The following is a 25,131-nucleotide window of genomic DNA, read 5'->3' on the forward strand; positions in this document are numbered from 1 at the left end:
ATCCTCCTCAGCGGCCGGCCAGTGCATCGACGATTTTCAGGCGCTTGGCACGCAGCGCGGGCAGCAGCCCCACGATGATGCCGATCACCACGATCAGGCCCAGCCCCATCAGCCAGGTTGGCGTCGGCACGTGCGGCGGCAGCATGCCCATGCTCTTCGGGCCGATCGCCGGCAGGATCAGGGCGGCCAGGCCCATGCCGATCAGGCCGCCCAGGCCGATCAGCAGCACCGACTCCACCATCACCAGGGTCAGCACGGTGCCGTCCTTGAAGCCGAGTGTCTTCAGCGTGGCCAGCTCCGGCACGCGCTCGCGCACCGCCTGCGCCATGGTGTTGCCGGTCAACAGCAGCAGGGTGAAGAACACCGCACCCATGATCGAGGTGACGATCATGCCGATATCCGCGAATTGCTTGACGAAGGCCTGCTGGAACGCCGATTCGGTCTGGGTCTTGGTCTCGTGGTCGGAGTTGGCCGAGATCGCGTCGATCGCCTGCGCCACCCGCGAAGAGTGGTCCGGGTTGTCCAGCGTCACCGTGTACCAGCTCACCTGGTTCTTGATGTAGTCGTTGGATTCATCGAAGTACTTCCAGTTCATCATCAACTGGCGTTCTTCGTTGGCGGCCAGCGCACGGTCCTTGGAACGGTAGATGCCCTTGAGCACCAGCGGCCAGTCGTTGCTGCCGCCACGCGGGAAGATCGTGGCCTGCAGCGGGATGGTGTCGCCGATCTTCCAGCCGAACTGCTTGGCCAGGGTTTCGCCGACGATGGCGCCGGTACGGGTCTGCTTCCAGTCCTCCAGCTGTGCCGGGTCGATCTGCAGCTCGCGGTAGACATCGAAGTAGTTGGGGGACACCGAGAAGTTCGGGAAGAAGTTCTTCGGGTCCTGGTAGATGCCGCCGAACCACATGCCGTAGGCCACGTCGCGCACGCCGGCCACCTGGCGGACCTGGGTTTCCAGGCGGATCGGCAGCGACTGGGTGATCGACAGCCGCGATGCGACCACCAGGCGGTTGGCGCCTTCCACGCTGCCGCCGGAGGTGAATGCCACGCGCACCGAATCGAGCATCCCGAACAGCAGGAACGCGGCCACCACGGAGAGCAGGGTCAGCAACGTGCGGGTACGGCTGCGGAACAGCTGCGCCCACACCAACGAGAAGTATTTCATCGCCGTGGCCTCCGTCAGTGGGCCAGCGGCGCGTCGGCCAGCTCGCCTTTGTCCAGGTGCACCGTGTGCGTGGCGTACTCGGCGGCCTTCGGGTCATGGGTGACCATGATGATGGTCTTGCCGTGTTCGCGGTTGAGCTGCTGCAGCAGGCCGAGGATCTCCTCGGCCGACTGGCGGTCGAGGTCGCCGGTGGGTTCGTCGCAGATCAGGAAGGTCGGGTCGGAGACGATCGCCCGCGCGATCGCCACGCGCTGCTGCTGGCCGCCGGACAGTTCATTGGGGCGATGGCTGCGGCGGTCAGCCAGGCCGACCAGGGTCAGCGCGATCTCGGCATTGCGGCGGCGCTGCGCGGCATTGAGATGGGTCAGCAGCAGCGGCAGCTCCACGTTCTTCTGCGCGGTCAGCATCGGCATCAGGTTGTAGAACTGGAACACGAAGCCGACGTGGTGGCTGCGCCAGGTCGACAGCTGGCCGCCGCTCATCTGGTCGATGCGCTCGCCTTCGATGCTGATCTCGCCGCCGCTGGGGTTGTCCAGGCCGCCGATCAGGTTGAGCAGGGTGGTCTTGCCCGAGCCGGACGGGCCCATCAGTGCGACGAAATCGCCGCGGGCGATGTCCAGGTCGATGCCGTGCAGCACCTGCACTTTCTCGGGGCCACGCTGGTAGGTCTTGGTGATGTTGCGCAGTGAAACCAGGGTCGACATGGGTGGTTCTCCACGGAAGGCGGGAAACGGGGAAGCGCACCTGCGGTGACCGCAGGCGTGCGTCGAGCGGTGTTGCCGGCGGCGCCCATGGGCGCCAGGCCGTTACTGCGCTTGTTTCTGTTGCACCTTGGCGCCATCGCGCAGGGTGTCCGGCGGGTTCACCACCACCGATTCACCGGCGCTCACGCCCTTGAGGATCTGGCGGTCCTTGCCCATCGCCTGTCCGGCCTCGACCGTGCGCTGCTGCACGCGGTTCTCGTCACCCAGTACGAAGGCCACCGGGGCGCCCTCGCGCTGGACCACGGCGCCAGCCGGTACGCGCACGCCCTGCGGTTTGGTTGTGGCCTGCGGCTGTGCCTGTTCCAGGAAGCTGACCCGCACGCCCATTTCCGGCACGATGCGCGGGTCCTTCACCTTCAGCGCCACGCGCACCTTCACCGTGGCCTTGCCGCGGTCGGCGGTGGGGATGATGGCGATCACCTCGCCGGGAATCTTCCATTCGGGGTAGGCGTTGAGCGTGGCTTCCACCGGCATTTTCGGCTGCACGCGGCCGATGAAGGCCTCGCCGACCTCGACTTCGATCTCCAGCGAGTCCATGTCCACGATGGTGCCGATGCCGGTACGGGTGAAGCCACCACCGGCCGACAGCGGCGAGACGATCTCACCGGGCTGCGCGGCCTTGGCGGTGACCACGCCGGAGAAGGGCGCGCGCACGATGTTGTTGTCCACACCCAGGTCGGCAATCGCCAACTGGTCGTGGGCGACCTTGACGTTGCGCTGAGCCGTTTCCAGCTGCGCACGCAGGCTGTCGCGCTGGGCCACGGCCTGGTCGTACTGCGAACGTGACACCAGCTGCTGGCCGACCAGTGCCTGCAGGCGGCTGGCTTCGGCGGCGGCCTGCTTCTGCTGCGCCTCCAGCCCGGCCACCTGGCTGCGTGCGGCCTGCAGCTGCGAGGCATACAGGCTGCGCTGCGCATCGGCATCGATCGGGTCCAGCGTGGCCATCACCTGGCCGGCCTCGACCCGCATGCCTTCTTCGATCATCACCTCGCGCACCTTGCCGGTGATCTTGGCCGAGACCGTGGCCATGCGCCGGGCGACCACGTAGCCACTGGCGTCGAGCACCGAACTGCTGGCGCTACCCTGCTGGATGGCCACGGCCGGCGCGGTTTCCACCTCCACGGCCGGCGCACGGCCGAACAGGAACGCCACGGCAGCGGCGATCAGCAGCACGACCACGATGGTCGCGATCCACAACCAACGGCGACCACCGCCGTTGCTGCCACCACCGGAGGCGGGCGGCGGCGACTTGCGGTCGATACGGAGTTCCTTCAACAGCTCGGCAGAAGCGTTCATTCGTTCCATCACAGGCGTTCGGGCGGGTGTGGCCGGAAGCGCGGACGGCGGCGGTTCCGGCGGTGGAGCGTGCGGCACAGCATGAAGGCAGGCACAGCGATGACGGCAGTGACAGCTGTCACCCGATGACACTGACGGCGGCAACTGCGAAATGTGACCGCGGCGGCACAGGATGGCAACGTCCCCGCTGCCGGTACCGCTCATGGATCCGACCACCCCATCGCTGGCCCGCTGCAGCGGTACCGCCAAGCGTACCGTGATCTGCGGCGGGTTGCGCCGGTGCCACCTTGCCGGCGGTGGCGCCTGCGCGCAGCCAGCCGAACTGGCATGATCGGCGGCGATCATCCCCGCCTGGAACCGCCTGTGCCGTCCACCTGGCTTGCCTCCCTGCTGCGCCCCGCGCCGGACTCGGCGGTGGCCGAGACGCTGCGCCGGGGAAAATCACCCTGGAGCGAGGCGATCCACCTGCTGTGGTCGGTGTGGATCTTCCTGACGCCCTTGCTCGGCCATGGCTTCACCTTGCGCTGGCTGCTGCTTACATTGGCCAGCTATCCGGTGTTCCTGCTGCTGTACGCCAAGGTGATGGTGGCGCCACGCCATCACGCGCCGCGCTATGCCCTGGGCCTGATCGGGATGTCGCTGGTGCTGCTGCCGTGGTACCCGTCCGGGTTGACCTACTTCGTGTTCGGCTGCGTGCTGCTGCGGGTGAGCGGACGCGGCGGCTGGTGGCAGTACCTGCTGCAGCTCACTGGCCTGAACCTCCTGTTCTGCGGCCTCGCACTGCTGTTCCAGTACCCGTGGCAGAGCCTGGTCTGGATCCCCGCCGTGTCCTATATCGTCGGGCTGGTCGTGAACGTGGAGGCACTCAACCAGCAGAAGGATGCGGCACTGCAGCTGTCGCAGGACGAGGTGCGGCGGCTCGCAGCCACCGCCGAGCGCGAACGCATCGGCCGCGACCTGCACGACCTGCTCGGCCACACCCTGTCGTTGATCACGTTGAAGCTGGAACTGGCCCGCAAGCTGCACGATCGTGGCGACGCCCGGGCGCGGCAGGAAATCGGCGAAGCCGAGGACATTGCCCGCGAAGCGCTGGCGCAGGTGCGCAGCGCGGTCACCGGTATCCGCGCCAGTGACCTGGCCGGTGAGCTGGCGTCGGCGCGGCTGCTGCTGGAGTGCCAGCAGGTCCACCTTCAATACGCACCACCACCGGCGATGCCGGTGGATGTCGAACGCGGTCTGGCGCTGGTGCTGCGCGAGGCCGCGACCAACATCGTGCGCCATGCACAGGCGACACAGGCACGGGTGGAATTCATGCTGGAAGGACGCATGCTGGCGATGCAGATCCGCGATGATGGTCGTGGCGGCGTGCAGGCCGAGGGCAACGGGCTGAGCGGCATGCGCGAACGCGTGGCCGCCCTGGGGGGCAACCTTCAGGTTCAGTCCGCAAAGGGCGAGGGCACGCTGCTGACTGTGCGCGTGCCACTGGCCGCCGCGACCACACCGTTGCCGCCAGGCACGCCGTCGTCGCTGGTGCAGGACGGTGCCGCATGATCCGCATCCTGCTGGCCGAGGACCAGGCGATGGTGCGCGGCGCACTGTCGGCGCTGCTGGGCCTGGAACCGGATATCGAGGTGCTGGGCAGCGCCGCCGACGGCGAAACCGCGTGGCGCATGCTGCAGCAGCTGCAGCCTGACATCCTGGTCACCGACATCGAGATGCCGGGCCTGTCCGGGCTCGAGCTGGCGCAGCGCATCGCCCGCCATGAGCTGCCGATCAAGGTGGTGATCGTGACCACCTTCGCCCGCGCCGGTTTCCTGCGCCGCGCGCTGGAGGCGGGCGTGCTGGGCTACCTGCTGAAGGACGCACCGGCCGAGAACCTGGCCGATGCACTGCGCAAGGTGAAACAGGGCATCCGTGCGATCGACCCGCAGCTGGCGCTGGATGCGTGGTCGCAGGCCGATCCGCTGACCGACCGCGAGCGCCGCGTGCTGCGGCTGGCGGGCGAGGGCCGCACGGCCAGCGAGATCGCCGAGCAGCTGGGGTTGTCGCACGGTACGGTGCGCAATTACCTGTCCGAGTGCATCGGCAAGCTGGGCGTGGCCAACCGGATCGAGGCGTACCGGCTGGCGCGGCAGAAGGGGTGGTTGTAAGGGCGTCCTGCTGTTCCCGGTGATGTCGTTTCCGCGACCGCGGGTGGGTGTCACTTTCTTTGCTCGTGCACCACGCTGCAGGAGCAGCGTGGAACGGCGTAGCCGGCCCGTAGGGTGGCGCACATGGATGTGGGCCATCAAGAAAGTAACCAAAGAAACACGCTGCCAGAGCGCGAGCCGTCGCTACGCGACGATTCCCTGCGCTTCTCGGCGAATCAGGGGACGGCGCCGAACTCGCTGCGCTCAGACACCAGCGCCTCTGCGCCCCTGATTCCCCTGCGATGCTCGGCTCGCTCAAGGCGGACCCAAGGTCAAGAACCCCAGCTGCACGACGATATTTGGTAGCGCCGGGCCGTGTCCGACGAGTGAAGCGGCCGCTTTCGCCTTTGATCTTGAGTCCGCCTTCAAGCGAGCCGAGCACCGCAGGACCGGCGAGGGCGAAGAGGCGCGGGTGTCTGAGCGTAGCGAGTTCCGCGCCGTCCCTCGGCGGGCCGAGGAGCGCAGGGCACCGGCGTGCGCAGCACGTCGGCTCGCGGCCGGCGGAGCGTTTCTTTGGTTACTTTCTTTGCGCGCAAAGAAAGTGACACCCCCAACGCGGTCGCGGAAACGATCCGCCGGGAATTCCCGGCGAACCGATCAATCCTTCCCGCGCGCCATCGCCTGGAACACCCCATCGCGCCGCACCCACAGGTGGAACAGCGCCGCACCCACGTGCATCAGCACCGTTGCGAACAGCACGTAGGCCAGCAGACTGTGCGCATTACGCAACGCGGCGTACAGCGCCGGTGTGTGTGGCACGATCGGCGGCAGGTGCAGGCCGCCCCACAGCACGATCGGGTAACCGCCTGCCGACAGCATCGCCCAGCCGATCAACGGCATCGCCAGCATCAGCGCATACAACATCCAGTGCGAGGCCTTCGCCGCCAGCACCTGCCAGGCGGGCAGGTCGGAAGGCAGCGGCGGCGGGCGATGGCGCAGCCGGTTGTACAGGCGCAGCAGCACCAGCACCAGGATGGCGATGCCCAGCGGGCGGTGCAGGTCGATCAGCATTGGCCGCAGGTGCAGTGAGGCGACCATGGTCACGCCGATGAACAGCATGGCGATGATCATCAGTGCCATGGACCAGTGCAGCACCCGCGCCAGCAGGTTGAAGTGGCCGTTGCCGATGCTCATCGTGCGGCCTCCTTCGGTTGTTCGACGTTGCCGGTGGCGCGCTCGCGTTCGCGGCGGTTGAAGGACTGCGAATACACCGCCGAGCGGGCGGCCAGGATCGGATCGTCACTGCCGCGCACGCCGCTGGGCAGGATCAGCGGATCGAAGTTGATCTGACCGCAGGCACCCTGTTCCTGCGACTGCATGCGGTCCACGCTGAGTACGCCCGCCACTACCTGGTCACGCGACTCGGGCCATGGCACCGACGGATCATCGATGGCATCGCCGGGCTCGGCGGTGGTCACGACCAGGTTCCAGCGCACCGGGCCGTTGGCCAGGCGCTGCTGCAGTTCCTGGCTGAGGAAATCGACGCTGGCCTGCTTGCGCGTTTCCGCATCCATCTCCACCACCGGCGCCTGCGGCTGCCAGCGCCAGCGCACCGCGCGCTTCTGGCCCTGCGCATTGGTGAACCAGAAGCTGTTGACGCTGTTGAAGGTGGTGTCGGCCCAGCTGCTGGTCCACGGCGCCGTCTTGGCCCACTGCTGGAAGGCCTGCGCACTGGGGTACTTCGCCAGCACCGCAGCCATCTTCTGCGGGTCGGGCTTGCCGGTGGCCGGGTCGGGAATGGAAGCGCGGGTCTGCTCGTAGAACGCCTCGGCGCTGGGCACCGCGAAGAACGGGAAGCTGTTCATCGCCATGCGCCATTCCTGCCCATCATCGCTGACCATCTGCACCGCGAGGCTGCGCACGCGTGCAGTGTTGTCGGCGCCGTACGGGTCGCCGCCGCCGATCGACAGGCGGCCCATCACCGGCACGCGGCGCTGCGAGAACACCCGTGCACTGGACAGGGTGCGGGCCTGCGCACTGGGTTCGAACCAGCCGCTCACGCAGATGCCCTTGCTGTGCGCGCGGCGGAAGCCCGGGTGGGCCGGGCCGGTGGCCTCGATGGTATCGGTGAAGCGCTGCGCGGTGAGGCGGTCGCCCATCCAGCCGGCCAGCCAGGCAAAGGCCAGCGCCACGGTACCCAGGATGAGCGCGATCAGCGCGATCCAGAGCAGGGGGGAATGCTTGCGCGGTGTGCCCGGCGTCTGGCCGGCACGGGTGTAGCCGAAGAGCGACATGGTCGGAGTCCTGCCTTCACGGAGCGTGTGGGTGGTCGACCCACACATCCTCGCAGAACCCTTCCAGGCCCGGTATTCAAATTTTCGTCAAGTTTGCCGGGGACGGCGTGCCGACCAAGGTCGGCACCCACCCGATCAGCTGTAGCGCGCCTTCAGCATCGCCCACGCCGAGCGCAACGCCAGCGCTTCGCCACCGGCCGGACGGCCCGGGCGTTCGCCGTCGTTCCAGGCGTACACGTCCAGATGCGCCCAGCGCTGGCCGTCTTCCAGAAAGCGCTCCAGGTACAACGCGGCGGTCACCGAGCCGGCCATGCGCGAACCGGCGTTGGCCAGGTCGGCAATGCCGCTGCTCAGGTAGCGCAGGTAAGGGCGCCACAGCGGCATGCGCCAGACCGGGTCGCGGGTCGCGTCACCGGCCTGCAGCCACTGCTGGGCCACCGTGTCATCGTTGCTGAAGAGCGCTGGCAGATCCGGGCCCAGTGCGATGCGCGCGGCACCGGTGAGGGTGGCGAAGTCCAGCACCAGGTCCGGCTTCTGCTCACCGGCGAAGGTCAATGCGTCGCACAGGATCACGCGGCCTTCGGCGTCGGTGTTGTCGATCTCCACGCTCAGGCCCTTGCGGGTGGCGATCACTTCACCCGGGCGGAACGCCTCCGGACCGATCGCGTTTTCCACCGCCGGCACCAGCAGGGTCAAACGTACCGGCAGCCCGCGTGCCATCACCAGGCCGGCCAGGGCCAGCGCATGCGCGGCGCCGCCCATGTCCTTCTTCATGTTGCGCATGCCGTCGGCCGGCTTGATGTCCAGGCCGCCGGTGTCGAAGCAGACGCCCTTGCCGACCAGCACCAGCGACGGATCGGTGTCCTTGCCCCAGCGCAGCACCACCAGACGCGGCGCGCGGTGCGATGCGCGGCCCACGGCGTGGATGGCCGGGAAGTTCTGCTTCAGCAGTTCGTCACCGGTGATCGCCTCGACCTGCGCGCCGTGCGCAGCGGCCAGGGCGCGGGCAGCGTCTTCCAGCTGCTGCGGGCCCATATCTTCGGTGGGAGTGTTGACCCAGTCGCGCACGCGCAGGCTGGCGGTGATCAGGTCGGCCACCTCGCCGGTCGGCGCGGCTACCAGTTGCGCCGGTGCGCGGTGGCGCTTGCGGTAGCGGTCGAAGCGGTAGCTGCCCAAGCCCCAGCCCAGCTGCAGCAGCGCCTGTTCGGCGGCCGGCAGTTCGTTGGCCAGCTGCCACACGCTGCCTTCCGGCAGGGCATGCGGGGCATGCGAATAGCTGTAGGCATCGGCGCGATCACCCACACCGATCACCGCTCCGGACAGGCCATCGGCGCCGGGCAGCAACGCCGTGGTGAAGGCACCGGCGGTGAAGCCCTGCGATGCCAGCCAGGCCTGGGTGGCGGCCGGTTGGCCGTCCTTCCAGGCGGCGAACTGCTCGCGGTCCAGCACGTACAGCGGCAGCGCTGCGGCGGTGTCGGCAGTGAAACCAGTGATCTCGCTCATGCGTCAGGTACTCCGGAGTGCGGCGGCGTCGAGGTTGGCATCCAACCAGTCGGCCAGGCCGGTGAGGGTGTCGAACTGCAGGTCCGGCTGCAGCTGCGGATGGGTCCAGGTGGCTGCCTCGCGGTTGATCCAGCACCCGCGCAGGCCGGCGGCAATCGCCCCGGCCACGTCCATGTCGGCATGATCGCCGACGTGCAGTACCTGTGCCGGCGCGACACCCAGTCGGGTGCAGGCAGCGTGGAAGATGCTGGCTTCGGGCTTGGCCGCGCCGTGTTCGCGCGCACCCAGCTGGAAGGCGAAATGATGGGCCAGGCCGACCCGTTCCAGGTCGGCATTGCCGTTGCTCAGCGCCGCCACCGGAACCCGCGCGGCAACCCGTGCCAGTGCATCGATCGCATCGGGATAGCACTCCACCTGGTTGCGTGCGGCGTAGAACACTTCATACGCAGGCTCCAGCAGATCGAGGCTGGCACCGCTGGTGTGCAGTGCTTCGTGCAGGGTCAGCCGGCGCAGCGCACTCAGGTCGTGGTGGAGGTGCGGATGGGCGTGGTACAGCCGCTCGCGCAGTTCGCGCATCGCCTCCACCGGATACATCGCGGCGGTAGCGGGGCTGTGTTCGCACATCCAGGCGTGCAGGACCTGTTCGATGCGGGCGCCGATCGGAGCGAACGGCCACAGCGTGTCGTCAAGGTCGAGGGTGATGGCTTGGACGGGGAAATTCACCCCGCCATTCTACCCCTGCCCGCGCGGGCTTTCATGCGACGTGGCGGGCGGGGGCACTGTGGCTGGGCCGGGTCAGCGCAGGTTGTACGAGCAGGCGATGGTGGTCTGGCCGTCGAACTGCTGCACGTCCAGGTTGTGCCGGCCAACTTCCTTCGTGTAGGTGCCTGCTACCGGGTCGGACATCTTCGCCAGTGCCGCGACCTGTTCCACACTGGCCGAGCTGAAGTACGCGGTGAAACTGTCGATGCCATCCTCGCCGCTGTCGCCGTCATAGGACTGCAGTCGGTTCACGGGCTGGCCCAGCACCATCAAGGGCGTGGTCAGCCGGAACTCGCCGCTGGATTCGCCGTCCTGCGCCCTTGCCGGGGCCAGTGCCAGCATCCGGGCCATGGCGTCGAACTGCATGGGCGTGAGGTGCCGCTTGCAGGTAACCGCCTCAGCAAGCTGGGTGCGCGCCTGATCGGCAGTCGGCGGTGTCGCGGCGAACGCGGGAGCGGCAATGCAGGCCAAGGCAAGGCAACGCGTGGCGAGAGAGTTCATCCGAGCGGATCCATCCGGGTAGGGCGCCATAGTCTGCCACTTCGTCCCTGTTTCTGGTTCCGCCACCTGCGTCCATCCGTTGTTGATGCCCTCACTCCAGCAGGCGTGCCCAGCCCTGCATGCCGTCCAGGCGTGCCAGCACCAGCTTGATGCACACCAGCAGCGGCACCGCCAGCAGCAGCCCGATCATGCCCCAGGCCCAGCCGAACACCATCAGCGCCAGGATCAGCACCAGCGGCGACAGCTTCATCCGACGGCCCAGCACGATCGGGGTCACCATCTGCCCTTCCAGTGTGTGCAGGCCCAGGTAGGCGGCTGCGGGCAGCAGGGCCTGCAGCGGGTCGCGGAACTCGACGAAGCCCATCAACAGCATCAGCGCCACGCCGATCAGCGGACCCACGTAGGGGGCGAAATTCAGCAGCGCGGCCACCGTGCCCCACAGCAGCGCTTCCTGCAGGCCGATACCGAGCAGCATCAGCACGCCGGCGAACACCAGCCCGACCAAGGTGTTGATCACGCTGATGGTCAGCACGTAACGCGAGACCTCGCGTTCGATCGAACGCAGGATGTCCGTAGTGAAGCGCTGCTGCTGGCGGTTGGGGAACAGGGCGATCGCCGCGCGCTGCAGGCTCTGCCCGTAGATCATGAAGAACAGCGTCAGCAGCACCACGGCCAACACCGAGGCAGCCAGCCGCGGTGCACGGGTCAGCATGCGGTAGGGGTCGTCGAGCTGGGTGCGGATCACCTGCACCTTGTGGTTGCTGTCACCGCCGGCCACACGGGCGAAGTTTTCCGCCGCCTGGTTGGCCTGCTGCACCGGCTTGGTCAGGTTCTGCACCTGGCGGGCGACCTTGCGCAGCTGCTGCGGTGCTTCCTGCGCCCATTCCATCGCCGGTCCGATCAGCTGCACGGCCAGCGAACCGGTCACGCCCAGGCCCGCACCGAGGATCAACAGCGCGCCCAGCGCGCGCGGGATCCACAGCTTCTGCAGCAGGCGCAGGATGGGATTGCCGACCAGCGCGAAGAACATCGCAAGCAGCACCGGCAGGATGATGTCCTGCGCCGCCCATAGCGTATAGCCCACGGCCAGGGTCGCCAGCACCACCAGCGACATCGGTCCGCGTGGGCGCGACGGGGGCGGCAGCGGTGCCTCGGATGCGTCGTGGCCGGCCGGTGACGGGGACAGGGAGGACTCGCTCATCGACGCATCAGCCGGAAAGGGGAGCGCATTATCCGCCGGCCGCGACCGGCGCGGCGGATTCCAGGGATCAACGTTCGGACAGCTCGGTGGCCGCCTCGGCCGGGCGCGGTTCGCGCAGGTCCGGTTCCGGCTCCGGCTCCGGCACAGCTCGCGCTGCCGCTGCGGGCCGTGCTTCAGCGGCGGAGGCCGCTGCGTGTGCCTGTTCGCTGGCATCGCCGGCTTCTTCGGCCGCATCGTCGGCGGTGGCCGCCGCCTGCGCCGCCATCGCCGTGGCGAACGCCGCCTGCGCACTGGCGAACAGGTTCGAGACCGAACCCACCATCTGCAGCCAGCGCGCACCGTTGACCTTGCCCGGCATTTCCAGCTTGCCGGCAATGAAGCCACCGGCCAGGCCCACTACCACGATGCGTAGTGGCGACCAGCCCTGGCGCCAGACCTGGCCGAGCGTGGACCAGTGGTCCTGGGTCTCGACCAGACGCACGGTTACCACCTGTTCGCAGCGCTTCACCCGACGCTGCAGCGCACCGAACTTCATGGCTTGCCCTCTGGCAGCTGCACATCGGCATCGGGGTCGTCTTCGCTGGGCTCGTCGAACAGGCCCAGGCGGGACAGCTGGCGCCGGGTGGCGTGCATGCCGGTGTGGTGGAAGAAGTAGGACACCCGCCAGATCGCATAACCGGTGACGGCCAGGCTCAGCAGCGAGGTGATCAGCAGTGCCTGCAGCCAGCTCAGGCCCCAGCTTTGCAGCAGCGCGATAAGGGTGGCGGCCATCAGCAGCCAAGCCGACGCACCAAATACGATCGCTACGCCGGCCCAGGCCAGCGCGCGGCCGAAGGCACTGCGTGCCAGCGCGAAGTCGGCCGAGGCCAACCGGCGCAGCGAACGCAGCGAGTGCTTGGCCGAGTCGGCAGCGGCACGACCGGCCGCGCCGACCTGGCGGATGCTCTCATCCAGCGGCGGGGTAGCCGCCGGATCAGGGGCTTGCGCGTTGTCTTCGCTCACGCCGCGGCTTACTTGTCGCTGCTGCCGCGGGCCAGCTTGGCGATGATCCAGCCGGCCGCGAAGGCAACACCGAACGAGGCCAGCGGACGCTCACGGATCAATTCGGCGGCGCTGTCGATCAGGTCCTTGCCCTTGTCCATCAGCGCATCGACCTGCTCCTTGGCGGCGGCACCACCAAACTCGGCAGCGGCCAGGCCGGACAGTGCGCTGTCGGACAGTTCAGCCTTGACGTTGGCCTTGCCGATGCGCAGTTCGTCGGTCGCGGCACCGGTGGCGCCCTTGATCGCACCGCCGGCGGCGCTGGCGGCCTGCTTCAGGTGGGAACCGGCTTCACCCAGGTGTTCCTTCAGGTTCTCGGTATTGGTGGGGCTCATCGAATCACTCCTGTTGCGATGGGGGAACGGCGTCGGCGGTGCCGACCTGGACTGACAGCAATAGCATTGCCGGGGTATAGGGGGTGTTACGGCAGGGCGATCAGCGCATCACGAGCTGGCCCTGCTGCTGGCCGTTGTTGCGCAGCACGCGCACCACCAGGGTCGGCGGGCGTTGCTGGAAGTTGGCGCGCCAACTGGCCAGGTCGGCGAATTCGCCCACGGTGGCGTCGGTGATGATGTCGCCCTGCTGCAGGCCGTTGCTGGCAGCGCGGCTGCCGCGCTTGACCTCGCTGACCAGCACGCCGCCGACACCGGATTGGCGCAGTGACTCGGGCAGGTCGACGAAGGTCGCACCGGTCAGGCGCGGGTCCAGGCTCTCACCGGTGACCGCGCGCGCCTGTTCCTTCAGTGTCGCCTTGATCTGCAGTGGCTTGCCTTCGCGGCGTACGTCCAGCGTCATCGCGCTGCCGACGGCCGCCAGGCCTTCCACGTTGTGCAGGGCCTCGGCGCTGTCCACGCGCTGGCCGTTGGCCGACACCACCACGTCGCCCGGCTTCAGCCCGGCTGCGGCGGCGGCCGAGCCGGCCAGCACGCGGGTGATCAGCGCACCGCGGGTTTCGCCCAGGCCCAGGCCCTGCGCGATCTGCGCGGTCAGGTTCTGGCTTTCCACGCCCAGCGTGCCGCGCACCACCACGCCGTGCTTGACCAGCTGGTCGACCACGCTGCGCGCCAGGTTGGAAGGAATCGCCAGGCCCAGGCCGATGTTGCCGGCCATGCTGCCCTGCGGGTTGAAGCTGGCGGTATTGATGCCGACCAGCTGGCCCTGCAGGTCGACCAGCGCGCCACCGGAGTTGCCCGGATTGATCGACGCATCGGTCTGGATGAAGTTCTGGTAGCCCAGCCCGCGGATGCCGCTGCGGCCCACCGCCGAAACGATACCCGAGGTAACGGTCTGGCTGAAGCCGAACGGGTTGCCGATGGCCACCACGAAGTCGCCTACGCGCAGCTGGTCGCTGTTGCCGAGCTTGATGTCGGTCAGGTTCTGCGCCGGGATGCGGATCAGCGCGATGTCGGTGTCGCGGTCCGAGCCGAGGAACTCGGCCTTGACCGTGCGCCCGTCCGCCAGTGTCACCTGTACGTCATCGGCGTTGTCGATGACATGGTGGTTGGTCAGCACCAGCCCCTCCTTGGCGTCGATGATCACGCCCGAGCCCAGCGATTCGTTGATGCGTTCCTGTGGGATATCCGGGAACAGGCGGCGGAAGAATGGGTCGTTGAAGAAGGGGTTGCGCACGCGCACCACCTGCTTGGTGTTGACACTGACCACCGCCGGCATTGCCTTTTCCAGCATCGGTGCCAGCGACGGCACCGCCTGACCGGCCACCGAAGCCGGCAAGGCCGCCGTGGTCGGCAACACCGCCGGCAGCGGCGCGGCGTCGGCACGGTTGTCCATGTGGGCATTGATGCCGGTGGCAACGAAGCCACCGAAGGCGGCGGCGATTGCGAGCGTGAGCAGGGTAGGAAGCGGTCGCATGGGAGTCGGTTCGCTGGCGTGGGTGGGGGCGGTACGGCCCTACGGTAGAACAAGCTGAATGAGTGTGTCGCGATATGGATAAATGCGCCATGAAAACGCCATGCCCGGAACCCGGTCCAGCATCGCTACCGTGGGCCGCAGGCGGCAACGCCGGAGGTTCCTCGCACTGTGCCGACGTCTGCCCAAGCGCGTGGGTATGCAGGCCGATGCTTGCGCAGTTCTGCGCATCCCGATGCCGCGATGCGCCATATCGCATGCCTTTCGCTACGTCCGGGCGGGTGTGCGCACGCAGCCCCTGCCGCTGCCCGCATCGTGCGGCGCAGCACTGAAAAAAAAGGGGTTTCCCGTCAACACATCGTACTCGCGAGGGTACCCGACTACACCATTGCCGTCGCATCAGATGCGATTGCTCGTGCGTGCCCCGTTCCACGATCGTCAATGTCGGTATAGCATCGCCCCGTTTTGATACTTAAGGCCCCCAGGAGGGCAACATGAGCAACGGTAATGGTGTGTCGGTCGTGACCGACGCCGTCGAGAACGTCAAAGAAACCGCCACCAACGTTGGCGAGACCATCGCCCACGCTGCCGAAGACGCAGTGCAGTCGGTCAAGAAGACCGTCAAGCGCGCCACCAAGGTTGCCGGTACCCGCGTTGCCAAGGCCAAGAAGGCCGTGGCCAAGGTCGAGAAGACCGTTGCCAAGAAGGCCGAGAAGGCCGCCAAGTCGGTCGGCAAGACTGTTGCCAACGCCAAGAAGAAGCTGGAAGCCGCCAAGAAGAACGCCAAGGCCGAAGCCGCTGCGCTGAAGAATGAAGTGGCCAAGAAGAAGGCGGCTGCAGGCAAGGCTGTGACCAAGAAGGCTGCCGCTGCCAAGAAGACCACCAAGGCCGCCACCAAGGCTGCCGGCAAGAAGGTCGCCACCGTGAAGAAGGCCGCCACCAAGAAGGCTGCCGTCGCCAAGAAGGCCGTCGGCAAGAAGGTCGCTACCGCCAAGAAGGCCGTGGCCAAGAAGACCGTCGCCGCCAAGAAGGTTGCTGGCAAGAAGGCCGTGGCTGCGAAGAAGGTCGTCGGCAAGAAGGTTGCCGCCACCAGGAAGGTCGCCACCAGGAAGACCACGGCCGCCAAGAAGGCTGTCGGCAAGAAGGCTGCCGTCGCCAAGAAGGCCGTCGGCAAGAAGACCGCCGCTGCCAAGAAGGTTGTCGGCAAGAAGACCGCCGTTGCCAAGAAGGCAGTGGGCAAGAAGGTTGCCGCCACCCGCAAGACGGTTGCCAAGAAGGCTGCGCCGCTGAAGAAGGTCGCCGCCAAGAAGGCTCCGGCCAAGAAGGCCGTGCGCAAGGTCGCCAAGCGCAAGTAATCGCGCCGTGACCGAAGGCCCTGCCACCCCCGGGTGGTGGGGCCTTTCGCGTTTCAGGGACGCGGTCTGGAGCAAGATGCAGGTTCTTCCTGCCGGAGCCCGGGGCATGCGCGGTATTGACTTCAGTTCCTGGCAGGGCGTGCTGTCCACCTTGGCCGGCCTGGTCCTGATCACCCTGCTGGGCGTGGGCATCCGCCTGCTGGTGATGCAGACCCTGCAGCAGCGCCGCGAGCGCGCGAACCGGCAGATCAACGAACGGCTGCGCACGCTGATGGCGGCCTACAAGACCCTGGGCGGTTCGTTCACCGGCGAACTGGGTGTGGACCCCAGCCATCGCCGTGACCTTCGCCAGCGCGAGGATGCAGAGGGCATTGCCGAGCCCCGCTCGGATCGCGCGCGCCGCATCCGTGATGCCGTGGAAGCGGCGTTGTCGGACATCCTGCTGCTGGGCACCGACGAACAGGTGCGGCTGGCCGCGCGTGCCGCCAATGAACTGGCACAGGGGCGGCCGGTACATACCCATGAACTGGTGGTCTCGCTGCGCGACTTCGTGCGCGAAGCGCTGGATCTGGCGCCGATTCCGACCGACCTGCAGATACCGCCGCAGGGGCCGACCCGGCCGGGTGGCGCCAGTGTCGGCGGCAAGGGCCGCAACGACGGCGACGCCAAGGGCGGTCGTGCGGGTGGAGGAGGTGGCGGTGGCGGAATGGGCGCTGGGATGGGCGGTGTGGGCCTCGGCGCCGGCGCCGCACTGGGCGCCGGCCATGCCGCTGCCAGCGATGAAACGGACGCGCGCTGAGCACGTCCGCCCGGTTCAGCGCGTCAGTTCGTAGATCGGCACGAAGCCGCCGTAGATCATCCGCGCGCCGTCGAACGGCATCGGATTCGTCGCCGGATCAAACCTTGGGTCTTCCATCATCTTCTTCATGCCGGCGTCGCGGGTCGGCTTGTCCGGCCATTCGATCCAGGAAAACACCACCGTCTCATCCGGCGTGGCTTTCACCGCGCCGAAGAAGTCGGTGGTCTTGCCGTGCGGCACGTCATCGCCCCAGCACTCGACCACGCGCAGCGCGCCGTATTCGATGAAAACGGGATCTCCTGTGCGTGCGTGGGCGAGGAACTTCTCCTTGTTGGCGGTGGGCACCGCCAGGACGAAACCATCGATGTAGCTCATTGCCTGCCTCCGGATGGACCGTGCCGCATGCACGGCCTTCAAGTACCCGACGAACCAGGGCGTCGTGGATCGACATCCTGCAACCGGCAGTCGTTGTGCCGATGAAATGCACGCGCGCCGCGCGCGTATGCCAGAAACAGCCTGAATCAAGCCAGAAAATTCAGCAATGCGAAGACCGCTGTTTTCAGGGAGCGTTGTGGCGAATAACGGAGAATTTACATTCCCGATGCGATGGCGCCTTGGCGCTGCTGCACACCATAAGAAAGTAAAGGTGTACCCCCATGAAGAATTCGCTGATTGCTCTGGCCCTGGCCGCTGCCCTGCCGTTCACCGCCTCGGCTGCTGAGAACCTGTCGTACAACTATGCCGAAGCCGACTACGCCAAGACCGACATCGATGCGTTCAAGGCCGACGGCTGGGGCGTGAAGGGCTCGTACGGCTTCCTGCCGAACTTCCACGCTTTCGGTGATTACAGCCGCCAGGAAATCGACCACACCAACATCAAGCTGGACCAGTGGAAGATTGGCGCCGGCTACAACGTTGAAATCGCCCCGACCACCGACTTCGTTGCTCGCGTTGCCTACCAGAAGCGCGACCAGAAGCACGGCCTGGACTTCAACGGCTACAGCGCTGAAGCCGGTATCCGCACCGCCTTCGGTGCCCACGCCGAAGTCTACGGCATGGTCGGCTACGAAGATTTCTCGAAGAAGCACGGCATCAATCCGGAAGGCCAGTGGTACGGCCGCCTGGGTGGCCAGGTCAAACTGAACCAGAACTGGGGCCTGAACGGCGAGCTGAAGATGAACCGCGACGGCGACAAGGAATACACCGTCGGCCCGCGCTTCAGCTGGTAATTGCTTCCTCGGCGCGCCTGCGCGCTGAAGATGCCTCGACAGGCCCGGCGCATGCCGGGCCTGTTGCGTTGTGACGACCCGAAACCGCAGCTGAGCATGTTCCGAGGCCGCTGCTGCGTTGCAATAAATTGGATTCCGCTGCTCCCGGCGCGGCCCTACGGTGGGCACTTCGTATCGTCGGATCCATGTGATGCCGCCTGCCGTTCCCGCTCTGCCCCTCGATCGGCCCCGCCGCCTGGCAATGCTGGCGCCGCATCCCGTGCTGCGTCTGGGGGTGGAGGTGGTGCTTTGCCAGCACGGTGGCGTGCAGGTCTGTGGCAGCTTCACCCGCGAAGCTGATCTGCTCGATCTGCTGCAGCGCCAGCCGGATGGCATCGACCTGCTGCTGATCGACCTGCTGGCGCCCTATGGTCCCGAACAGGGCCTGTCCCTGTTGCGGCTGTTGTCGCGGCGCTGGCCGCTGCTGCCGGTGCTGGTGCTGTCTGCGCACTGCAATGCCAGCATGGTGAGCATGGCGATGCAGGCCGGCGCGCGCGGCTTCCTGTCAAAGGGAACCACGCCGGAGATGCTGCGGCGCGCGGTGGAGGTACTGGCCCGTGGCGGCCGCTTCGTGCCCCCGGAGCTGCGCACGCAGTTGAACCGATCACGCATGCGGCGCACACCGGCGCCGGTGCTGACGCCCTTGAGCCGACGTGAGCGCGAGGTGCTCCGGCTGGTCCTGCAGGGCTGCACCACCGGGGAGGTGGCGCGGCGCTTCGGGCGAACGGCCAGTACGGTCAGCACGCAGAAGCGGACGGCCTACGAGAAGCTGGGCATCCACAGCGATGGTGAGCTGTTCCGCATCCGGCACCTGCTCGAATGCGGATGAGCGGGCTTACTCGCCCTGGTACTGCTTCTCTTCCACCAGGGCCGAACCGGCCACGCGGTTGATCTCGTTCTTCACCTGCACGCGCTCGCCATTGGTGCCATAGACACCGCGTGCCAGCTGGATGAAGGCATCGTCGAACACCTGGGCCGCTTCCTTGTCGCGCAGCTGGTCCTGGATGTCCCACATGCGCTCGTTGATTGCCTTCAACTGCTGCTTCAGCACGGCCAGCGCCGGCTGAGCCTGCAGTTGCTGCTGCAGCAACGGCAGCAGGCCGTCCAGCTCGGTGCGCACGTTGCTCAGCTTGGCCGCATCGTCGATGCGTTCGGCCTTGATCTCGAGAATGGTGATCTTGTCGATCAGCTCGCCGATCGATACCGGCGTCAGGATGGCGTCCACGCGGTTGGTTCTCTGGAAACAGGGCACCATGATACCGCGCTGCCGGCATGTGGCCCCGGTTCACGGGATTTACGCCGAATTTGCGCCACGGCCCCGGCAGCACCCTCGATCCGTTACGGCCACCGCCTCGACACTGCGTTCCCGGCGGCATAACCGCCTTCGACGAGGAACACAGTGCAGTGAACAGCAAGGGGATGATGGCGGCGGTGGTGGCCGCCCTGGCAGGGCTGCTCGGGATCGGCAGCGCGCAGGCACAGTTACAGGTCAGTGGCAGTGCGGCGTTGACCAGTGACTACGTGTGGCGTGGCAGCTCGCAGAGCGACGGCGACCCGGCGGTGCAGGCGGGTGCGAAGGTTTCGATCCCATCGGGTTGGTACACCAGCGTGTGGGGCTCCAACGTTTCGTTCAAGCCGGACAATGGCGCGCGCAGCGAGTTCGACCTGGTGGCCGGCTGGTCCGGTGCGCTGGCCCCGGACTGGACACTGGATGCCAACCTGACCCGCTACATGTACCCGGGCACCGGCCGCGCGCTGGACTGGACCGAACTCAACACCACAGTGAGCTGGAAGCAGCGCGCCTGGTTGCAGGTCGCCCGTTCCAACGATGCGTTGGCCGGTGGCCATCGCGGCACCTATGCCCAGTTGGGCGTGCGGGTACCGCTGCACGAGCGGTTCCGCCTGGAGGCGGCGGTGGGCCAGTATTGGCTGGCCACCGCGCAGGGTCCGGATTACCTGCATGGCCAGCTCAGTGCCATCGCCACGCTGGCCCAGGCATGGGAGCTGCGTGCCACCGTGCATGACACCGACAGTGCGGCCAAGCGCCTGTTCCCGGGCAATGCCGGTGGACGATGGGAGCTGGCGCTGCAGGGCAGTTTCTAGTCGGCCACCGAGGCCTGGCGCGCATGCAGCGCGCCGGGCAGCCACAGCAGCAGGGCCAGCACCGCCACCGCAGCACCGGCTACGCAGACGCCGGTCCAGCCGAAGCGCTGGTAGACCTGCGCCGACAGCAGCGAACCCAGCGAACCGCCGATGAAGTAGCCGGTCATGTAGCCGGCATTGAGGCGGTTGCGCGCTGCCGGTTGCAGTGCATAGATCAGGTTCTGGTTACTGACGTGCAGCAGCTGCGCGGCCAGGTCCAGCACCACCACGCCGACCAGCAGCGCCAGCAACGAGTGGGCCGACAGCCCCAGTGGCAGCCACGAGAGCAGCAGCAGCGCCAGCGCGATGGCGGTAGCACGCCCGGTCTGGCCACGGTCGGACATGCGGCCGGCCAGGCCGGCCGCCAGCGTGCCGGCCGCGCCGACCAGCCCGAACAGGCCGATGGTGGCGTCGCTGTAGGCATACGGCGGCTGTGCCAGCAGGAACGCCAGTGGCGTCCAGAAGATCGCGAACATGGCGAAGCTGCAGGCGCCCAGCAGCGTGCGCTGGCGCAGCACCGGTTCCTGCACGAACAGCACGCCGATCGAGCGCAGCAATGCGAAGTAGCCAAGGCCGGCGCTGTGGTGGAAGCGCGGCAGGCCGCGCTGCAATGCCAGTGCGGTCAGCACCAGGGTGGCAGCGGCGATCGCGTACACCAGGCGCCAGTCGCCCAGGCTGGAAAGCAGGCCGGCCACGGTGCGCGCCAGCAGGATGCCCAGCAGCAGGCCGCTCATCAACGTGCCGACCACGCGACCGCGATGTTCCGGCGCGGCCAGCGTGGCCGCGAACGGCACCAGCACCTGGGCGACCACGGAGAACAGGCCGGTGATCGCGGTGCCCGCCAGCAGCCAGGCCAGCGACGGCGCACAGGCACTGATCACCAGCCCGCCGGCGGACAACAGGCTCATCACCACGATCAGGCGCCGGCGTTCGAACAGGTCTCCCAGCGGCACCAGCAGGATCAGTCCGGCCGCATAGCTCAGCTGCGCGGCGGTGACCACCATGCCGACCTGGCCGAACGGCACATCGAAGGCATCGGCAATGGTATGCAGCAGTGGCTGCGCATAGTAGTTGCTGGCCACGGCCACGCCGGTGGCGACCGACATCAGCAGCACCTGCCAGCGGTGCAGGGGGGGGAGGGACGGACTCACGCGGTATTCCACAAAGCGGGGTGCACAGTGTCCGCCTGCTGCGACCATGATGGAAATGAATCATCATCATCCATGCCATCTGGAAACGAGATAGCTGGATGAATCTAAAGCAGCTCGAATTTGCCGTCGCCCTGGCCGAAGAGGGCAATTTCACCCGTGCCGCCGAACGCTGCCACGTGGTGCAGTCCGCGTTGAGCCACCAGATTGCCTACCTGGAGCAGGAACTGGGCACGCCGCTGTTTGAACGCCTGCCGCGCCAGGTACGGGTGACGGCGGCCGGTGAGGCGCTGCTGGTGCACGCACGCCAGGTGCTGGCCAGCCTGCGCCACCTGCGCGCCGACGTGGCCGCGGTGAGTGGCGAGGTGCGTGGCCTGCTGGCGATCGGGCAGATTTCCTCGCTGACCGGCATCGACGTGGTGGCGATGCTGGCAGCCTTCCAGCAGGCGCACCCGCAGGTGGAGTTCCAGCTGCGGGTGGACAAGAGCGAGGATCTGATCGCGCAGGTGCAGTCGCGTGAATTGGACCTGGCACTGGTGGGGTTGGCGCCCTCGGCCGGCCTGGACGGGGTCTGCCACCAGATGCTGCAGGAAGAAGACCTGGTGGCGGTGCTGGCGCCGTCGCACCGCTTGGCCCGGCGCAAGCGGATGCCCTTGACCGAACTGCAGGATGAAGCGCTGGTCGACTTCCCGCGCGGCACCGGTGCGCGGCGGCAGACCGACGATGCCTTCGCCGCCGCCGGCCTGCCGCACACGGTCCGCTTCGAGGTCAACCTGATGGAACTGGTCGAGCGCTTCGTCCGCCATGGGCTGGCGGTCGGCATCGTGCCGGCGTTGATCGCCGAAGGCTTTGAAGGCGTGGTGCGGATTCCGCTGCAGCCGACCCCGACCCGCCGCGTGCACCTGGTCTGGCAGCGGCTGCCGACACCGGCGGCGCGGGCGTTCGTCGAGGCCGTGCTCAGCCGCGCAGGCGCAGGCTCAGGCCCTTGAGGAAGTTGCGCAGCATCTGGTCCAGGCAACGCCGGTAGTTGGCGTGCCCGGGTTGGCGGAACAGTGCGCCCACTTCCGACTTGGAGACATTGAAACCGGCGCTGGCGAAGATCTCCATCAGATCGACGTCGCGCAGCTGGAACGCCACGCGCAGCTTCTTCAGCACCAGGTTGTTGTCGATGCGGGTCTCCACCGCGCGCTGCGGCTGGTTCTCGTCGCGACCGCGCAGGTGCACGATCAGGCCATCGAGGAAGTGCGCCAGCGCGCTGTCGCTCATCGCCTCGAAACCGGCTTCGTCCTCGCGGCGCAACCAGGCCTTCACCTGCTCGGTCTCCACGGCGAAGGCCGGGTCGGCCATCTGGCACAGGGCCACCACGTGGTGGTCGCCCAGGTCCAGGGAGTAGCGCACGCTGCGCAGGACATCATTGTTGATCATGGTCCAATTGTAGCGGCCCCTGGCGTGTCACCGGAGTGTCACCGAACTGCAGCATCGTGGGCACTCGTTCGCTGAGACCCTTGCATGCGCCGGTATCTGTTTTCCGCACTGCTGCTCGCCAGCAGCTTCGCTGCCTTCGCCCAGGACCGCTTCGTACCCGTCGAGCGGCGCCTCAGTGCATCCCAACTGGCCGAGGTCGGGCTCAGTCCAGCGCAGTTGCAGGCACTGAACCGGGTACTGCGCGAGGCAGAGCGCGCGGCCACCGGGCCGACGGCAGCGGTGGCCCCCGCCGCTGCGCCGCTGCCTGCCAATGTGCCGGCACCGGCAGCAATGCATCTGGGCCTGGAAGAAGGACCGGTCAATGCACGCGTGGTCGGAGAGGTCGCAGGCTGGCAACCCGGCACGCTGTTCACCCTTGATAACGGCCAGCAATGGCAGGTGATGAAGGGGCAGATGAAGCTGCGCAAGGTGCTGCAGTCGCCGCAGATCGCCGTTGTTCCAGGAATTGCCGGGCGCTGGTTCCTGCAGGTCGACGAAGACCTGCCCAAGGCCCGGGTATTCCGCGTGCGCTGAGCCGCGCACGCCCCGGGCGTGGTCAGCCGGCATCGGCAACGCAGGGGCGGGCCGACGGTGCCAGAATGGGCGTCCGGTTTTTCCCCCTGGAGTTGCCTGATGACCCGCACTGTCCTGATTACCGGCGCCACGTCCGGCTTCGGCGCCGCCGCCGTCCACCGCTTCGCCCAGGCCGGGTGGAAGGTGATCGCCACCGGCCGCCGCGGCGAACGCCTGCAGCCGCTGGTCGAGCGCTACGGCAGGGACGTGGTTCACGCCGCCGCCTTCGACATCCGCGATCCGGTGGCGATGGAGGCGGCCCTGCTGGCACTGCCGCCTGCGTTCGGCCAGATCGATCTGCTGGTCAACAACGCGGGCCTGGCACAGGGCACCGCGCCGGCACAGAGCGCCAAGCTGTCGGACTGGACCACGATGATCGACACCAACATCACCGCGCTGGTGACCTTGACCCATCGCCTGCTGCCGCAGCTGGTGGAGCGCAAGGGCGCGATCATCAACATCTCGTCGGTGGCCGGCGTCTACCCGTACCCGGGTGGCAACGCCTACGGTGGCACCAAGGCCTTCGTCAGCCAGTTCTCGCTGGGCCTGCGTTCGGACCTGCACGGCACCGGCGTGCGCGTGACCACGATCGAGCCGGGTATGGCTGAAACCGAGTTCACCGTGGTGCGTACCCATGGCGACCAGGCGGCATCGGACAAGCTCTATACCGGCGCCAACCCGATGACCGCTGAAGACATCGCCGAACAGATCTTCTGGGTGGCCAGCCTGCCGCCGCACCTGAACATCAATCGCCTGGAGCTGATGCCGGTCAGCCAGTCCTTCGCCGGTTTCCAGGTCGCCCGCGAAGGCTGACCTGCTTCGCGGGTCCTGTAGAGCCGAGCCTATGCTCGGCTTCGTCTGGATTCAGCCGAGCATGGCTCGGCTCTACAGAAACGAAAAAGCCGGGCATTGCCCGGCTTTTTCGTTCACAGCGGCAGGCTTATTGTGCCTTGATCGCCATCGCCTGCAGGCCGGTGCCATCCAGCTTCTGCTTGGCCTCGGACAGTTCGCCGGCGCTCCCATACGGTCCCATACGCACGCGGTACACGGTCTTGCCGTTGATCTGCGCCGATTCCACGCGTGCCGCCAGGCCCATCATCGCCAGCTTGGCCTTGGTCGCCTCGGCATCGCCGGAGGCACCGAACGCACCGGCCTGCAGGATGTAGCGGGCGTTGTCGGCGGCAGCCGGTGCAGCAGCTGCCGGAGTACCGGTCGCTGCCGGTGCGGCTTCCGCACGTGCTGCAGGCGTGGCCGCGGCGCTGCTGGTCGACGCCGTTGGGGTGCCGGCTGCAGGCGTTGCCGCCGCCGGGCGTTCGCTCAGCGGTGCCGGCAGCGGACGGCTGGTCGCGGTCACCGGGGCGGTGCTGGCCACGCTGGCCGTGGCTGGGGGTGCTGGCGCCGCGGGCGGCGGAACCGGCTTGCCTTCCAGTGCAGCCTGCGCGCGCTGCGCTTCGGCCCTGGCCCGGCGCTGGTCTTCGGCACGCGCGCTGGCGGCCAGTTCGGCGTCGGACATTTCAACTTCCTTGCCCGGCAGCAGGGTGTAGAAGTCGTACTGGGTCGCGGCCGGCTTTTCCGGCTCGGCCGGCTTCGGCGTAGCCGGCTGTGCGGCCGGCTGGGTGCCGACATCGCTGTCGGCGTCAGCGACCGGGGCCGGTTGCGCGTTCGGGTTCGGCTGCGGTCCGGCGCGAAGGAAGCCATCGCCTTCGCCCTTGAACAGGTTCGGCGCCGCCAGGAACACCACGGCCGCAATCGCCACGCCAGCGACCAGCCACACCCATCCGGGTGTGCCCTGGCTGCTGCTGTTGCGTCGTGCCTGGTTTTTGCCGCGTCGTGCTGCCATGGGTACTGCGTCTCCTGATG

The 25,131-nt window shown here is 67.5% G+C and carries 28 protein-coding genes; 10 read left to right on the plus strand and 18 right to left on the minus strand.

What is annotated here, in order from left to right; all coding sequences use genetic code 11:
• Positions 1 to 7 precede the first annotated feature (7 nt).
• The 3 genes from AC5P8C_RS17265 to AC5P8C_RS17275 all read right to left on the minus strand — a co-directional run bounded on the left by AC5P8C_RS17265 (position 8) and on the right by AC5P8C_RS17275 (position 3,225).
• Entirely contained in the window at positions 8 to 1,165 is a 1,158-nt protein-coding gene (locus AC5P8C_RS17265; protein WP_019661818.1) for an ABC transporter permease, read from the minus strand.
• A gap of 14 nt (positions 1,166 to 1,179) precedes the next feature.
• The gene (locus AC5P8C_RS17270; protein ID WP_019661817.1) at positions 1,180 to 1,869 is read right to left on the minus strand and encodes an ABC transporter ATP-binding protein; all 690 of its coding nucleotides are present in this window, start codon (positions 1,867 to 1,869) and stop codon (positions 1,180 to 1,182) included.
• Between the two features lie 102 nt (positions 1,870 to 1,971).
• The gene (locus AC5P8C_RS17275; RefSeq protein WP_019661816.1) at positions 1,972 to 3,225 is read right to left on the minus strand and encodes an efflux RND transporter periplasmic adaptor subunit; all 1,254 of its coding nucleotides are present in this window, start codon (positions 3,223 to 3,225) and stop codon (positions 1,972 to 1,974) included.
• Positions 3,226 to 3,552: 327 nt separating this feature from the next.
• Between AC5P8C_RS17275 and AC5P8C_RS17280 the strand changes: the two genes are divergently transcribed.
• Positions 3,553 to 4,776 carry a sensor histidine kinase gene (locus tag AC5P8C_RS17280; protein WP_049454358.1) on the plus strand — a complete coding sequence of 408 codons (1,224 nt, stop codon included), beginning with the start codon at positions 3,553 to 3,555 and terminating at the stop codon, positions 4,774 to 4,776.
• Complete coding sequence (locus AC5P8C_RS17285; protein WP_014645643.1) at positions 4,773 to 5,375, plus strand: response regulator transcription factor; 603 nt, start codon at positions 4,773 to 4,775, stop codon at positions 5,373 to 5,375. Before AC5P8C_RS17280 ends, AC5P8C_RS17285 begins: the two co-directional genes overlap by 4 nt.
• A 636-nt stretch (positions 5,376 to 6,011) precedes the next feature.
• Here AC5P8C_RS17285 and AC5P8C_RS17290 read toward each other — a convergent pair.
• The 10 genes from AC5P8C_RS17290 to AC5P8C_RS17335 all read right to left on the minus strand — a co-directional run bounded on the left by AC5P8C_RS17290 (position 6,012) and on the right by AC5P8C_RS17335 (position 14,525).
• Complete coding sequence (locus AC5P8C_RS17290) at positions 6,012 to 6,548, minus strand: cytochrome b (protein ID WP_019661813.1); 537 nt, start codon at positions 6,546 to 6,548, stop codon at positions 6,012 to 6,014.
• Entirely contained in the window at positions 6,545 to 7,648 is a 1,104-nt protein-coding gene (locus tag AC5P8C_RS17295; RefSeq protein WP_049480364.1) for a catalase, read from the minus strand. Before AC5P8C_RS17295 ends, AC5P8C_RS17290 begins: the two co-directional genes overlap by 4 nt.
• 135 nt (positions 7,649 to 7,783) lie before the next feature.
• Positions 7,784 to 9,151, minus strand: coding sequence for a leucyl aminopeptidase family protein (locus tag AC5P8C_RS17300; RefSeq protein WP_019661811.1), 1,368 nt, complete (start codon positions 9,149 to 9,151; stop codon positions 7,784 to 7,786).
• 3 nt (positions 9,152 to 9,154) lie between these two features.
• Positions 9,155 to 9,874, minus strand: a complete 720-nt coding sequence (locus AC5P8C_RS17305) for an HAD family hydrolase (protein ID WP_019661810.1) — start codon at positions 9,872 to 9,874, stop codon at positions 9,155 to 9,157.
• Between the two features lie 72 nt (positions 9,875 to 9,946).
• A complete protein-coding gene (locus AC5P8C_RS17310; RefSeq protein ID WP_026347235.1) occupies positions 9,947 to 10,414 on the minus strand; it encodes a hypothetical protein in 468 nt (155 codons plus the stop codon).
• 91 nt (positions 10,415 to 10,505) lie between these two features.
• The gene (locus AC5P8C_RS17315; RefSeq protein WP_019661808.1) at positions 10,506 to 11,615 is read right to left on the minus strand and encodes an AI-2E family transporter; all 1,110 of its coding nucleotides are present in this window, start codon (positions 11,613 to 11,615) and stop codon (positions 10,506 to 10,508) included.
• Between the two features lie 67 nt (positions 11,616 to 11,682).
• Positions 11,683 to 12,150 (minus strand): hypothetical protein, encoded by a 468-nt coding sequence (locus AC5P8C_RS17320; RefSeq protein ID WP_021204736.1) that lies wholly within the window; start codon positions 12,148 to 12,150, stop codon positions 11,683 to 11,685.
• Positions 12,147 to 12,617, minus strand: coding sequence for a phage holin family protein (locus AC5P8C_RS17325; RefSeq protein WP_004153834.1), 471 nt, complete (start codon positions 12,615 to 12,617; stop codon positions 12,147 to 12,149). The genes AC5P8C_RS17320 and AC5P8C_RS17325 overlap by 4 nt, the downstream gene beginning before the upstream one ends.
• Before the next feature lie 8 nt (positions 12,618 to 12,625).
• Positions 12,626 to 12,991, minus strand: coding sequence for a hypothetical protein (locus tag AC5P8C_RS17330; RefSeq protein ID WP_010486932.1), 366 nt, complete (start codon positions 12,989 to 12,991; stop codon positions 12,626 to 12,628).
• Between the two features lie 100 nt (positions 12,992 to 13,091).
• Positions 13,092 to 14,525, minus strand: coding sequence for a Do family serine endopeptidase (locus AC5P8C_RS17335; protein ID WP_019661805.1), 1,434 nt, complete (start codon positions 14,523 to 14,525; stop codon positions 13,092 to 13,094).
• Between the two features lie 491 nt (positions 14,526 to 15,016).
• On the opposite strand from AC5P8C_RS17335, the gene AC5P8C_RS17340 reads away from it, so the two are divergent.
• Complete coding sequence (locus tag AC5P8C_RS17340; RefSeq protein WP_495219149.1) at positions 15,017 to 15,877, plus strand: histone; 861 nt, start codon at positions 15,017 to 15,019, stop codon at positions 15,875 to 15,877.
• Positions 15,878 to 15,983: 106 nt separating this feature from the next.
• Positions 15,984 to 16,676: a hypothetical protein gene (locus tag AC5P8C_RS17345; protein WP_019661803.1), complete on the plus strand. Its 693-nt coding sequence runs from the start codon at positions 15,984 to 15,986 to the stop codon at positions 16,674 to 16,676.
• Positions 16,677 to 16,691: 15 nt separating this feature from the next.
• Here AC5P8C_RS17345 and AC5P8C_RS17350 read toward each other — a convergent pair whose 3' ends face one another.
• Entirely contained in the window at positions 16,692 to 17,051 is a 360-nt protein-coding gene (locus AC5P8C_RS17350; protein WP_005407745.1) for a DUF1428 domain-containing protein, read from the minus strand.
• Positions 17,052 to 17,332: 281 nt separating this feature from the next.
• On the opposite strand from AC5P8C_RS17350, the gene AC5P8C_RS17355 reads away from it, so the two are divergent.
• Positions 17,333 to 17,905, plus strand: a complete 573-nt coding sequence (locus AC5P8C_RS17355) for an OmpO family porin (RefSeq protein WP_021204739.1) — start codon at positions 17,333 to 17,335, stop codon at positions 17,903 to 17,905.
• 190 nt (positions 17,906 to 18,095) lie between these two features.
• Positions 18,096 to 18,773 (plus strand): response regulator transcription factor, encoded by a 678-nt coding sequence (locus AC5P8C_RS17360; protein ID WP_019661801.1) that lies wholly within the window; start codon positions 18,096 to 18,098, stop codon positions 18,771 to 18,773.
• 6 nt (positions 18,774 to 18,779) lie between these two features.
• Here AC5P8C_RS17360 and AC5P8C_RS17365 read toward each other — a convergent pair whose 3' ends face one another.
• Positions 18,780 to 19,169, minus strand: coding sequence for a DUF6165 family protein (locus tag AC5P8C_RS17365; protein WP_026347234.1), 390 nt, complete (start codon positions 19,167 to 19,169; stop codon positions 18,780 to 18,782).
• 179 nt (positions 19,170 to 19,348) lie between these two features.
• Here AC5P8C_RS17365 and AC5P8C_RS17370 point away from each other — a divergent pair, with 179 nt between their 5' ends.
• The gene (locus AC5P8C_RS17370; RefSeq protein WP_019661799.1) at positions 19,349 to 20,047 is read left to right on the plus strand and encodes a TorF family putative porin; all 699 of its coding nucleotides are present in this window, start codon (positions 19,349 to 19,351) and stop codon (positions 20,045 to 20,047) included.
• Here the strand turns inward: AC5P8C_RS17370 and AC5P8C_RS17375 are convergent.
• Entirely contained in the window at positions 20,044 to 21,192 is a 1,149-nt protein-coding gene (locus AC5P8C_RS17375; RefSeq protein WP_425423349.1) for an MFS transporter, read from the minus strand. The two genes, AC5P8C_RS17370 and AC5P8C_RS17375, sit on opposite strands and share 4 nt — an antisense overlap.
• A 143-nt stretch (positions 21,193 to 21,335) precedes the next feature.
• On the opposite strand from AC5P8C_RS17375, the gene AC5P8C_RS17380 reads away from it, so the two are divergent.
• Positions 21,336 to 22,223, plus strand: a complete 888-nt coding sequence (locus tag AC5P8C_RS17380) for a LysR substrate-binding domain-containing protein (RefSeq protein WP_019661797.1) — start codon at positions 21,336 to 21,338, stop codon at positions 22,221 to 22,223.
• On the opposite strand, the gene AC5P8C_RS17385 is transcribed toward AC5P8C_RS17380, so the two are convergent.
• A complete protein-coding gene (locus AC5P8C_RS17385) occupies positions 22,192 to 22,659 on the minus strand; it encodes a YehS family protein (RefSeq protein WP_019661796.1) in 468 nt (155 codons plus the stop codon). The genes AC5P8C_RS17380 and AC5P8C_RS17385 overlap by 32 nt on opposite strands.
• Before the next feature lie 84 nt (positions 22,660 to 22,743).
• Between AC5P8C_RS17385 and AC5P8C_RS17390 the strand changes: the two genes are divergently transcribed.
• On the plus strand, positions 22,744 to 23,232 hold the full coding sequence (locus tag AC5P8C_RS17390; RefSeq protein ID WP_005407755.1) for a hypothetical protein: 489 nt from the start codon (positions 22,744 to 22,746) through the stop codon (positions 23,230 to 23,232).
• Positions 23,233 to 23,331: 99 nt separating this feature from the next.
• Positions 23,332 to 24,084 carry an SDR family NAD(P)-dependent oxidoreductase gene (locus AC5P8C_RS17395; protein WP_233653511.1) on the plus strand — a complete coding sequence of 251 codons (753 nt, stop codon included), beginning with the start codon at positions 23,332 to 23,334 and terminating at the stop codon, positions 24,082 to 24,084.
• Positions 24,085 to 24,211: 127 nt separating this feature from the next.
• Here the strand turns inward: AC5P8C_RS17395 and AC5P8C_RS17400 are convergent, their stop codons facing one another.
• Positions 24,212 to 25,111, minus strand: a complete 900-nt coding sequence (locus AC5P8C_RS17400) for an SPOR domain-containing protein (protein ID WP_019661793.1) — start codon at positions 25,109 to 25,111, stop codon at positions 24,212 to 24,214.
• Positions 25,112 to 25,131: the final 20 nt, after the last annotated feature.

This window comes from Stenotrophomonas sp. YJH_SMC_46, from assembly GCF_059370315.1.